Annotated in this window: 4 protein-coding genes and 3 rRNA genes; 2 read left to right on the top strand and 5 right to left on the bottom strand. The window is 48.8% G+C overall.

Annotation, left to right across the window (positions count from 1 at the left end; all coding sequences use genetic code 11):
- Positions 1-143: 143 nt before the first annotated feature.
- Positions 144-2276, bottom strand: a complete 2133-nt coding sequence (locus ACT89M_RS03665; protein ID WP_308723346.1) for a DNA topoisomerase III — start codon at positions 2274-2276, stop codon at positions 144-146.
- 437 nt (positions 2277-2713) lie between these two features.
- Here ACT89M_RS03665 and ACT89M_RS03660 point away from each other — a divergent pair, with 437 nt between their 5' ends.
- Together ACT89M_RS03660 and ACT89M_RS03655 are read left to right on the top strand one after the other, a co-directional pair.
- A complete protein-coding gene (locus ACT89M_RS03660) occupies positions 2714-4651 on the top strand; it encodes an amidase family protein (protein ID WP_308723347.1) in 1938 nt (645 codons plus the stop codon).
- Positions 4652-4978: 327 nt separating this feature from the next.
- Entirely contained in the window at positions 4979-6235 is a 1257-nt protein-coding gene (locus ACT89M_RS03655) for an S-layer homology domain-containing protein (RefSeq protein ID WP_186809872.1), read from the top strand.
- Positions 6236-6372: 137 nt separating this feature from the next.
- Here the strand turns inward: ACT89M_RS03655 and ACT89M_RS03650 are convergent, their stop codons facing one another.
- The 4 genes from ACT89M_RS03650 to ACT89M_RS03635 all read right to left on the bottom strand — a co-directional run bounded on the left by ACT89M_RS03650 (position 6373) and on the right by ACT89M_RS03635 (position 12630).
- On the bottom strand, positions 6373-7371 hold the full coding sequence (locus ACT89M_RS03650; RefSeq protein WP_308723348.1) for a ketoacyl-ACP synthase III: 999 nt from the start codon (positions 7369-7371) through the stop codon (positions 6373-6375).
- A gap of 209 nt (positions 7372-7580) precedes the next feature.
- Positions 7581-7697, bottom strand: a 5S ribosomal RNA gene (gene rrf, locus ACT89M_RS03645).
- Positions 7698-7837: 140 nt separating this feature from the next.
- Positions 7838-10765: ribosomal RNA gene (locus tag ACT89M_RS03640) — 23S ribosomal RNA — on the bottom strand.
- A gap of 309 nt (positions 10766-11074) precedes the next feature.
- A 16S ribosomal RNA gene (locus tag ACT89M_RS03635) occupies positions 11075-12630 on the bottom strand.
- Together the 16S, 23S and 5S rRNA genes form the textbook arrangement of a ribosomal RNA operon.
- Positions 12631-12974 lie beyond the last annotated feature (344 nt).

Genomic DNA, 12974 nt, shown 5'->3' with positions numbered 1-12974 from the left:
ACACCTGACTAGTAGGCTTCTCTCATTTCATCTCATAGAAATTTCAACTCACATAAGGCTACCTGAGATGCGGTCGCCCCGATTAAATAGTCCGAGATCGTTTAACTCCTATTCTCTCACCTTATGTTGTCATTGCCGCATGCCTATTTTCCTTGTTTCTCCATAGCCGCCTTGAGTAAATCTCCCAGGTTGGAGCCGATGGATTCCTGCTTCGCGTATTGTTTCACCAGCTTTTGCTGCTCGCGTTTGTTCACGTGTTGCTTATCTTTATCCAGCGTTTCGGTGATTCCGCATGGCAGACACTGTACATACAGTCCAGCTTTGCCTTCCTTAATCTCCATCTTCTTATGGCACTGCGCGCAGCGGCGGTTCGACAACCGCTTCTCATTGGAGCGACGATAACCACAGTCCTCCGTAGGACATACGAGGAACTTGCCACGTTTCCCCTTTTTCTCTAGCAACTTGGCATTACAGTCCGGGCAGTGGCTGTTGGTTACATTATGGGGTTTGTACTCGGCTTTACTGCTTTTCACGGTGGATACAAGTTCCTTTGCCATGGAACGAATACCATCCAGGAACGGGCCTGGTTTACCCTGTCCACGTGCTATACGCTCCAGTTCAGCCTCCCAACGAGCGGTCAGTTCCGGTGTTCGCAGTTGCGGGGCAGCAAGCTCAATCAGCTGTTTGCCTTTGCCCGTTGGATGCAGACTGTTCCCTTGACGATCAATCGTATCCGAGCTGACCAGTTTCTCAATGATATCTGCGCGTGTCGCAGGTGTGCCCAGTCCGTGCTTCTCCATCTGGGAGAGCAACGCTGCTTCCGTATACCTCTTCGGCGGCATCGTACGTCCACTCTTGATGTGGCAGCGCCCAAGTGTCACTGACTGACCTTGCTGTAAGTCTGGCAACAGTGCACGCTCATGGTCACCTGCATCATTGGAACGGTCATCATCTTCATCATCCGTGTAATCACCGCCGTACACTTCACGCCAGCCACTATCCTTGACTGTTGTACCCTTCACATGGAAGGAATCCTTACCTACCTGTACCGTAACAGCTACTGAATCATACCTCGCTGCTGGATAGAACAGACTGATGAAACGGCGAACAATCAGATCGTAGAGCTTACGTTCCTCTGGACTCAGCTGATTCAGCAATACCGTCTGCTCGGTTGGAATAATGGCATGGTGGTCGGTGACCTTGCTATCATCAACAATCCGTTTGGTGACATTCAGGTTTTTGCGCAGTAAAGGGCGTGCAAGTGATGCATACGGGCCAACAGCTACACTCTCGAGTCGTTCTTTTAACGTTCCCGTCATGTCGGAAGTCAGATAACGGCTATCTGTCCGCGGATAGGTAACAAGCTTATGCTGCTCATACAGACGCTGGAGTACGTTAGAGGTCTGTTTAGCGGAAAAACCGTGTTTACGGTTCGCATCCCTTTGCAGTTCCGTAAGGTCATAGGCCAGCGGATGCGGCTCGACTTTCTCACTTTTTTTCACCTGGGAAATCGAGCCTTTACGCCCTTCCACTCGTGCCTTCAATTGCTGCATATCCTGTTTGTCAAAAATTCTGGAATCCCCGCCAGATGCACGCCATACCGCCTGAAAATCTCCAAAATCCGCGCTTAACGTCTCATATTCCTGCGAACGGAAACCGTTAATCTCATTTTCCCGATCCATGATCATTCCCAAAGTTGGCGTCTGTACACGTCCAGCGGACAATTGGGCATTGAACCGTACGGTTAACGCACGTGTCACATTAAGACCAATCATCCAGTCTGCTTCGGCACGGCAGCGTGCGGATTCATAGAGACGGTCGAATTGACTTCCCGGCTTCAGCGAGGCAAATCCGTCCTTGATCGCTTTATCCGTTTGGGATGAAATCCACAGTCGTTTGAACGGCTTTTTCCACTGCGCCATTTGCATAATCCATCTTGCAAGCAGTTCTCCTTCACGGGCCGCATCCGTTGCAATAACCAACTCACCCACATCCTGACGTTTCATCAGTTGCTGCACGGCTTTGTACTGGTGATTCGTTTCCCGGAGCACCTTCAGCTTGGTTCGCTCTGGCAAAATCGGCAAATCTTCCAGATTCCACGTCGCGTACTTTTTGTCATAATCCTCAGGTTCAGCCAAACCTACCAAATGTCCCAGTGCCCACGTTACAATGTATTTCGGACCTTCCATATAACTTTTATGTTTATCACGCGCGCCCATCACCCTTGCAATCTCCCGGGCTACAGATGGCTTCTCTGCGAGTACCAATGTCTTCACTTCGTATCTCTTCCTTTCTTTCCAAACGCTAATATCGGAGACAACGGATCTGTCTTCCTTGTCTTCATATATTTCCATCTTTACATTATATCATCTCAATCAGAATCATGTTTTCGACAAATGTATATTTAACAGAACAGGGTTTCAAGGGCATCTCTTTTTGCCAATACATTCAACTTATCATCCGACCAAGTAGTGTAATATCTATGTTAGATAATATTCCTTCTTAGACTTTCCAATAAAAAAATAGTCTTTCACTTCCAAGACTCAACGAGAAAACGTGAGATATCTTTACACAAAACCAATATGTATGCGTTTTTTTGAATAAATAATAGATTTGTAAGATTACCTCACACCAATATAAGATGTGCAAAAGCATTATACAAAGATTGCTAACACACACACATCATCTTAGACACAGAAGGGAGCGTGGATGCATGACTTATCATGGATCTGTATTGAAAAAAGGCGGGACCTTATTACTCGCGGGAACCGTGGTTGCCGCAACGTGGGGAGGAACTGCTGTACCTTCGGCTTTCGCCGCCGCTGCAACTCCTCCAAGCCAAACCTCCACCGTCGCCGCCCTTACAGGGAAAGCGCCGGTCAGTGCCGCAACCTTCGTTCAGGCCATGGAAGAAGCCGCTACACTTGCAGGTGTACCTTTTACCATGGACAAGCTCTCCGGTGCGACAATATCACGCCAAGATGCTGCACTTGCCTTGCAGCAATGGCTCAAGCTGGACACTGCTCCGGCATCCTTCAAGGATGTGCCGAAGCAGTCCGAGTATGCCAGTGCCGTCGGCGCCCTGAATGCCGCCGGACTAATGAAAGGCTATACGGACTCTCTTTTCTTACCTAACGCTGTACTTACAGCGAACGACGTCTCTATTTTGAAAGATCGTATCTATATCTACATAAAACCGTTTGTGCCCGAAGAAGCCACGATCATGGATATGCAGAACGCCATGGCACAAGGTAAACTGACATCCAAAGAGCTAGTGCAACATTATCTGGATCGTATCGCGAAATACGATGATCAAGGTGTCAGCATTAATGCTGTCCTCAATCTGAACCCGGATGCGCTTAAAATCGCAGAGCAACTAGATGAAGAGCGCACAGCTCAGGGACCTCGAGGCCCGCTTCACGGTATCCCGATCCTGGTGAAGGATAACTTTGATACCAAAGACATGCCCACCACGGCTGGCTGTATCTGTCTGAAGGACTCTATTCCGGCCCATGATGCAGAGCAGGTGAAGAAGCTGAAAGCAGCGGGAGCCATTATTTTGGGCAAAACCAACCTGCATGAGTTTGCTTTTGGCATCACAACATCAAGCTCACTGGGAGGACAAACGCTTAACCCTTACGCTCTTGATCATTATCCGGGCGGATCGAGTGGCGGAACAGGTGCGGCCATTGCCGCGAACTTCGCTGCAGCAGGTATGGGCACCGATACAGGTGGGTCCATCCGCATACCGTCCAGCTTTAACAGCCTTGTTGGCATTCGTCCAACCATTGGCCTCTCCAGCCGAGAAGGCATTATTCCACTCGCACTGACACAAGACGTTGGTGGGCCGATGGCACGTACCGTAAGTGATGCGGCAATCATGCTGGATGCTACCGTTGGTTATGATAAAAAAGATGTTGCCACGGCTTACGCGGTAGGCAAAATCCCTTCCAGTTACACAGACTTCCTGGACGCGAACGGACTGAAGGGTGCTCGAATCGGTGTAGCTCCCGAACTCATCCCAAGCACCAAAGCGGAGGAAAAAGCGGTTGCCGACGTCATCAATGCCGCTGTTGAAGAACTGAAATCACTCGGCGCTACCGCGGTACCAATCTCCATTCCTAACTTTGCAGAGATCAATAAATATCCTAGCCTCAGTGGCTATGAGTTCAAATTCCAGCTGAATGACTATCTGGGTTCTCTAGGTGACAACGCGCCGTATCATAGCCTGTCCGAGATCATCGCATCCGGTCAATTTGATAAATCCCAAGAACAATCCATGAAAGCACGGGACGCACGGGATACGCTAGATACATCAGAGTACAAAGATATCGTCCTCAAGCGTACTCAAATTACTCGTGATTCCTTACTGAAAGTCATGGCGGATAACCATTTGGATGCAATCATCTATCCTACATCAACACAAGCTGCTGGCGTGATCGGCAAAGGACAAACTTCTGGTGCCAACAATCGTCTAAGCCCATTCTCCGGCTTCCCATCTATTACTGTACCGGCTGGCTTCACAACGGATGGCTTGCCTGTAGGCTTGGAATTCCTGGGCCGCGCCTTTGACGAAGGTACACTGATCAAGCTGGCTTACAGCTACGAACAAGGTACACACCATCGCCAAGCACCCAAGTTAACGCCTTAACTTCTTGATGACTGATGATATACGAGCAAGAGCACTCATACTTCTGTTGCTGATAACCAATTCGGTGATAAGTCCTCATAAATCAAGCCAAGTTCTTATCAATCGAAACAAGTTCTTATCAATCGAAACAAGTTCTCATATTTCAATCCTGTCCCTGTATTGAACATTCTTCATTAAACATGCACCCCCATTCACGATTCTGTGAATCGGGGTGTTTTTCGATCTATATTTTCAAATTGCCCAGATATTGATTTGTAGTCTACAATATGTATGAGGAAGTTTACTACTTATACATCGTTTGAACCACACAATAACAGGAGGTTTTGGATGAATTATTCAAGATGGCATATGCTACTTATTACCGTGCTCAGTTTCTCCCTTTTTGCCACATCAACGGCCAGTGCTGCCACAACTACTAATGCCAAGAAATATAAGTGGGCTAAGCCCGCTGTAGAATTCATGGCCTCTCACGGTGTCATGCAAAGCTACGAACAGGAAGCAGATCGTTTAAACCAAACGGTGTCCAAAGCCGAATTAACCCAAATGATACATACCTTATTCAAGGAATTTCGTGTTGAACCCGATAAAAAAATCGAAATTCCAGGCGTACCAGAAGGGAGCACCTATTATTCCATTTTTAGAGATGTGTACGGTAGCATTCCGAGTAATCCTTCGGGTATGATCGCAGCGGCAGACCAGATTAATTATCACAACTATACATTCACTTATCTACCCACGAAAGAATTGTCTCGCTGGGATTTGTTAATCGCCATGAGTACACTATTCCCTGAAACTGGGAACCATTTGGACGAAGTAAATGATAAAAAAGCATTAGCTCATATGAAATCATTTAAAGATATCCCGATAAAGAGTTTCTCTTCTTCTGAAGAATATGAAAAATGGGATTTTGCCCATCAACTGTTAGCTGCGCAATTTGGTTTAATTCAACCAAAAAAACAGAATCCATATATTGGGTCTGAGCTTGACTATGTAAAAATCCGTGCTTTACTCAACTTCGCCGAAGCAGGCATTATGAAACCCGATGCCAAAGGGAAATTTTATCCGAATCAAAAGGTAACGTTAGCTGAAACTGTGGTTATCCTGCAACGCATCTACAATTTTTATGGCGGGAAAGGCTACAAACATCAGCCTACCAAAGACGAACTGATTCCAAGAGAGTTAAATCGTGAGTACGTCTATAGAAATTCTGCGCATGGCAGTCTTATATCTGATAATGTGGCACTTGTTAGTACAGACAACATTTCTACCGCCTATCTGGCAATCAGCGCAACAGAACCGGTTGATCTGAAAGTCATTGTGAACGGCGAGAGTATAACCTACTCTTATGAACAATTAAGCGTACTTGATGCACCTATTATGATCGCGTTTGACGGGGCAGATTATGCAGAGGTATACCCCATTTTACGCAGGACAGGCAAACCCATTGTAGATCAGGGGGAAATTGAAGGTAATGAATTTTTCGAAAAGTTAGATTTGTTTTTTTATTTCTCGGGTAAATGGACTGATTTTAGTGTGTTCAATACATTATGGGAAGATGAAAGTTATGAAGAGTTTGAACAGTAACGTTGATGAGTAATAATTGGGAAATAGCAAATATAAGGTAGAGCTCAGATTACTGAGTTCTACCTTTTTTTCCTTTGATGCTAGCTATGAAAACTGAACTGAAGTCTAATTCATCAGATACCTTGGTAGATTTACATTTACGCCCTATCCGGCACACCCCATCGAACAACTAGACCCGAGTACGTTAGCCCGCCTCCAAAACCAAACAGCGCAACGTTGTGCCCATGTCTCAGCTTCCCTTCATCCACTGCAATCTGCAATGCAAGTGGAATTGAGGCCGCAGAAGTATTCCCCCGGTACTCCATACTCGTTAATGTACGTTCGAGCGGAATCGGCCCACGTTCACACATCGCTTCAATCATGCGCATATTGGCACTGTGCGGAACAAACCAATCGATCTGCTCAGGTGACATTTCAGCTCTCGTAATAAGCTCAGCTAATTGTTCCGGGACCATGCGGACTGCCCATTTGTAGACCTCTCTTCCGTTCTGCACCAAATTTCCTTCGGCATTCAACTGATGACCATCCATCTCTGTAGAAAGTCCGCTTTTGTATAGGTGCATACCACCTTCCCCTTGTGTCCCAGAAATGACAGACTTAAAGTCACCCTGGTCAGAAGCACGTTCTACCAGAAACGCACCGGCTCCATCTCCAAACAACACGCACGTTGTTCGATCGGTATAGTCTGTTATTTTGGATAACGTCTCAGCCCCGATAACGAGTACCTTACGATACATCCCACTGGTCACCAGACTATCTGCCAATTGCATACCGTATGTGAAGCCGGCGCAAGCCGCGTTCAGATCAAGCACTCCCGTCTGGAGAATACCCAGGTTTGCCTGGACTCGTGAAGCCGAACTTGGGAAAGCATACTCGGGTGTACTTGTTGCAAAAAGAATCATATCAACATCGGTGATCTTCACCTCGTAACGACGCACCATATCCTCCACGGCTTTTGTAGCCAGTTCTGATACAAATTCATGTTCTCCTGCAATCCGGCGCTCTCTCATGCCTGTTCGCTGTACAATCCATTCATCACTTGTATCGACCATCTTTTCCAAATCTGCATTGCTTAGTATCCGATCAGGTACATATGTACCCATTGCTGTTATTGTTGCTTTAGATTGATGATTCATAGCAGAGATCACCTCGAATGTTTTTTTATTATTATAGCACTAAGTCTTAGTACTTGGTACTAATTTTATTCTGTAGGAGACTACTATTTATTAACCAGACGCTGACAATACAAAAAAACAGCCCAATTTCTTGAACTATTCAACAATTAAACAGGATAAGTATGTAAAAAAAAGACACACCTGATTTTCATCAAGTATGTCTTTGCTTTGCTTGGCGGCGTCCTACTCTCCCAGGACCCTGCGGTCCAAGTACCATCGGCGCTAGAGGGCTTAACGGTCGTGTTCGGGATGGGTACGTGTGGAACCCCTCCGCCATCGCCACCAAACGAGCATTTGTGAAACAAATGCATTCGCGTTCCATTCGGTCCATCACAGCGGTGTGGATGAATGGTTCAGCGCATATTCAGAGTGTTGTTCTCTGAAAACTAGATTCGAAACGAAACGCACGCGATTTACAACTTGCATATTGGATAAGCCCTCGACCGATTAGTACTGGTCAGCTCCATGCATTACTGCACTTCCACCCCCAGCCTATCTACCTCGTCGTCTTCAAGGGGTCTTACATACTGGGAAATCTCATCTTGAGGGGGGCTTCACGCTTAGATGCTTTCAGCGCTTATCCCGTCCGTACATAGCTACCCAGCGGTGCTCCTGGCGGAACAACTGGTACACCAGCGGTACGTCCATCCCGGTCCTCTCGTACTAAGGACAGCTCCTCTCAAATTTCCTACGCCCACGACAGATAGGGACCGAACTGTCTCACGACGTTCTGAACCCAGCTCGCGTACCGCTTTAATGGGCGAACAGCCCAACCCTTGGGACCTACTTCAGCCCCAGGATGCGATGAGCCGACATCGAGGTGCCAAACCTCCCCGTCGATGTGGACTCTTGGGGGAGATAAGCCTGTTATCCCCAGGGTAGCTTTTATCCGTTGAGCGATGGCCCTTCCATGCGGTACCACCGGATCACTAAGCCCGACTTTCGTCCCTGCTCGACTTGTAGGTCTCGCAGTCAAGCTCCCTTATGCCTTTGCACTCTTCGAATGATTTCCAACCATTCTGAGGGAACCTTTGGGCGCCTCCGTTACTCTTTAGGAGGCGACCGCCCCAGTCAAACTGCCCACCTGACACTGTCCCCGCACCGGTTTACGGTACCAGGTTAGAACCTAGATACGATCAGGGTGGTATCCCAACGGTGCCTCCACGCAAGCTGGCGCTCACGCTTCAAAGGCTCCCACCTATCCTGTACAGATCGTACCCAAATTCAATATCAAGCTGCAGTAAAGCTCCATGGGGTCTTTCCGTCTTGTCGCGGGTAACCTGCATCTTCACAGGTATTAAAATTTCACCGGATCTCTCGTTGAGACAGCGCCCAAGTCGTTACGCCATTCGTGCGGGTCAGAATTTACCTGACAAGGAATTTCGCTACCTTAGGACCGTTATAGTTACGGCCGCCGTTTACTGGGGCTTCGGTTCACAGCTTCGGGATTACTCCCTAACCACTCCCCTTAACCTTCCAGCACCGGGCAGGCGTCAGCCCGTATACTTCGCCTTACGGCTTCGCACAGACCTGTGTTTTTGCTAAACAGTCGCTTGGGCCTTTTCACTGCGGCCCCCTCGTGCTATTCACACTACCGGGGCACCCCTTCTCCCGAAGTTACGGGGTCATTTTGCCGAGTTCCTTAACGAGAGTTCTTCCGCGCGCCTTAGAATTCTCTTCTCGCCTACCTGTGTCGGTTTGCGGTACGGGCACCTTCATCTGGCTAGAGGCTTTTCTTGGCAGTGTGAGATCATGACCTTCGCTACTGTAATTTTCACTCCCCATCACAGCTCAGCCTTACGGTTAGCGGATTTGCCTACTAACCAGCCTTACTGCTTGGACAGGCATCCATCAGCCTGCGTCACTACCCTACTGCGTCCCCCCATCGCTCGTAACGATTTACGGTGGTACAGGAATTTCGACCTGTTGTCCTTCGACTACGCCTTTCGGCCTCGCCTTAGGTCCCGACTTACCCTGAGCGGACGAGCCTTCCTCAGGAACCCTTAGGCTTTCGGCGGATCAGATTCTCACTGATCTTTTCGTTACTCATACCGGCATTCTCACTTGTATAATGTCCAGCGCTCCTTACGGTACACCTTCAACCCTTATACAACGCTCCCCTACCCCTGATGCAAAGCATCAAGCCATAGCTTCGGTGGTGTGTTTAGCCCCGTTACATTTTCGGCGCAGAGTCACTCGACCAGTGAGCTATTACGCACTCTTTCAATGGTGGCTGCTTCTAAGCCAACATCCTGGTTGTCTGTGCAACTCCACATCCTTTCCCACTTAACACACACTTGGGGACCTTAGCTGATGGTCTGGGCTGTTTCCCTTTTGACAATGGATCTTAGCACTCACTGTCTGACTCCCGGAAGTAAGTCTATGGCATTCGGAGTTTGACTGAGCTTGGTAACCCTTGCGGGCCCCGCACCCAATCAGTGCTCTACCTCCACGACTCTGTTTTCCGAGGCTAGCCCTAAAGCTATTTCGGGGAGAACCAGCTATCTCCGAGTTCGATTGGAATTTCTCCGCTACCCCCACCTCATCCCCGCATTTTTCAACATGCGTGGGTTCGGGCCTCCAGTGCGTGTTACCGCACCTTCACCCTGGACAGGGGTAGATCACCCGGTTTCGGGTCTACGTCCACGTACTCATTCGCCCTATTCAGACTCGCTTTCGCTGCGGCTCCGGCTCTTCACCTTAACCTTGCACGGGAACGTAACTCGCCGGTTCATTCTACAAAAGGCACGCCATCACCCCTAAAACGGGCTCTGACTTTTTGTAAGCACACGGTTTCAGGTTCTATTTCACTCCCCTTCCGGGGTGCTTTTCACCTTTCCCTCACGGTACTGCTTCACTATCGGTCGCTAGGAAGTATTTAGCCTTGGCAGATGGTCCTGCCGGATTCATACGGGGTTTCACGTGCCCCGCACTACTCGGGATCCGTCTCGGAGGGAACAGACTTTCAATTACAGGGCTTTTACCTTCTTTGGCGGGCCTTTCCAGACCTCTTCGCTTAACCGGTTCCTTTGTAACTCCATGTGAGACGTCCCACAACCCCAAAGAGCAAGCTCTTTGGTTTGGGCTTCTCCGCGTTCGCTCGCCGCTACTGACGGAATCACTATTGTTTTCTCTTCCTCAGGGTACTTAGATGTTTCAGTTCCCCTGGTATGCCTCTACTTGCCCTATGTATTCAGACAAGAGTAACTGGATATTACCCCAGCTGGGTTTCCCCATTCGGACATCCCCGGATCAAAGCTTGCTTACAGCTCCCCGAGGCAGTTTCGTTGTTCGCCACGTCCTTCATCGGCTCCTAGCGCCTAGGCATCCTCCGTGTGCTCTTAGTAGCTTAACCATATGCTCCGGTTTCGTTTGCTCGCTTCCCTTGTTTTGGACTACGTCCAAAGCCAAAAGTCGCTCCCACCCGATACCATCGCAACTGCATTATCTACCATTTTTATTGACACTTGTTATACACAAGTTCAGCTAAAAAGGAATGTTCTAATTCGCGTTTGTTTCGTTTCGATATCTAGTTTTCAAAGAACAAGCTTCATAATAAGCAAGCTGTTTGAGAGTTTGAGCTCTCAAAACTGAGCAACGAGTGAGTGGTTTGCAGCTGAGCTGCATATTTGAATGTTTCCACGCGGGAAACGATTCTCCATAGAAAGGAGGTGATCCAGCCGCACCTTCCGATACGGCTACCTTGTTACGACTTCACCCCAATCATCTATCCCACCTTCGGCGGCTGGCTCCTTGCGGTTACCCCACCGACTTCGGGTGTTATAAACTCTCGTGGTGTGACGGGCGGTGTGTACAAGACCCGGGAACGTATTCACCGCGGCATGCTGATCCGCGATTACTAGCAATTCCGACTTCATGCAGGCGAGTTGCAGCCTGCAATCCGAACTGAGACCGGCTTTGTTGGGATTGGCTCCATCTCGCGATTTCGCAGCCCGTTGTACCGGCCATTGTAGTACGTGTGTAGCCCAGGTCATAAGGGGCATGATGATTTGACGTCATCCCCACCTTCCTCCGGTTTGTCACCGGCAGTCTATCTAGAGTGCCCACCCGAAGTGCTGGCAACTAAATATAAGGGTTGCGCTCGTTGCGGGACTTAACCCAACATCTCACGACACGAGCTGACGACAACCATGCACCACCTGTCTCAACTTTCCCCGAAGGGCACCTAACGCATCTCTGCCTCGTTAGTTGGATGTCAAGACCTGGTAAGGTTCTTCGCGTTGCTTCGAATTAAACCACATACTCCACTGCTTGTGCGGGTCCCCGTCAATTCCTTTGAGTTTCAGTCTTGCGACCGTACTCCCCAGGCGGAGTGCTTAATGTGTTAACTTCGGCACCAAGGGTATCGAAACCCCTAACACCTAGCACTCATCGTTTACGGCGTGGACTACCAGGGTATCTAATCCTGTTTGCTCCCCACGCTTTCGCGCCTCAGCGTCAGTTACAGCCCAGAGAGTCGCCTTCGCCACTGGTGTTCCTCCACATCTCTACGCATTTCACCGCTACACGTGGAATTCCACTCTCCTCTTCTGCACTCAAGTCACACAGTTTCCAGTGCGATCCGGGGTTGAGCCCCGGGATTAAACACCAGACTTACATGACCGCCTGCGCGCGCTTTACGCCCAATAATTCCGGACAACGCTTGCCCCCTACGTATTACCGCGGCTGCTGGCACGTAGTTAGCCGGGGCTTTCTTCTCAGGTACCGTCACCTTGAGAGCAGTTACTCTCCCAAGCGTTCTTCCCTGGCAACAGAGCTTTACGATCCGAAAACCTTCATCACTCACGCGGCATTGCTCCGTCAGGCTTTCGCCCATTGCGGAAGATTCCCTACTGCTGCCTCCCGTAGGAGTCTGGGCCGTGTCTCAGTCCCAGTGTGGCCGATCACCCTCTCAGGTCGGCTACGCATCGTCGCCTTGGTGAGCCGTTACCTCACCAACTAGCTAATGCGCCGCAGGCCCATCCCCAAGTGACAGATTGCTCCGTCTTTCCAGTTCTCTTCAGGCGAAGAAAACAAGTATTCGGTATTAGCTACCGTTTCCGGTAGTTGTCCCAAGCTTGAGGGCAGGTTGCCTACGTGTTACTCACCCGTCCGCCGCTAACCATCAGAGAAGCAAGCTTCTCTTCAAGTCCGCTCGACTTGCATGTATTAGGCATGCCGCCAGCGTTCGTCCTGAGCCAGGATCAAACTCTCCAATAAAGATGAATTTCGTCAGCGTCGTTAAACGCTGTGAAACTCATCGGGGTATTGAAAAGAGCGATAAGCTCATTTTGAATCTGACGAGATTAAAATCTCATTTGTTCATTCTGCAAGCAGAATGTATACTCACTCGTTGTTCAGTTTTCAAAGATCAAACTTGTCCTCTCTACCGAAACCAGTTCGTTTCAGCAACTCTTATATAATATCATGTCCGAACCAACTTTGCAAGTTCTTTTTTTCAAGTTTCTTTCGAAGCTTGTTTTCAATGGCTTGCCGCACCGTGTAAACTGTGTTTTCTTGGCTGGAATAAGAATATACCACGTATCGCCACCACTTGTAAAGCA

The sequence above is a fragment of the Paenibacillus sp. NN59 genome (genome assembly GCF_057597225.1).
Note: the sequence above shows the minus strand (reverse complement) of the source record. Positions and strands in the feature narration are given on the sequence as shown.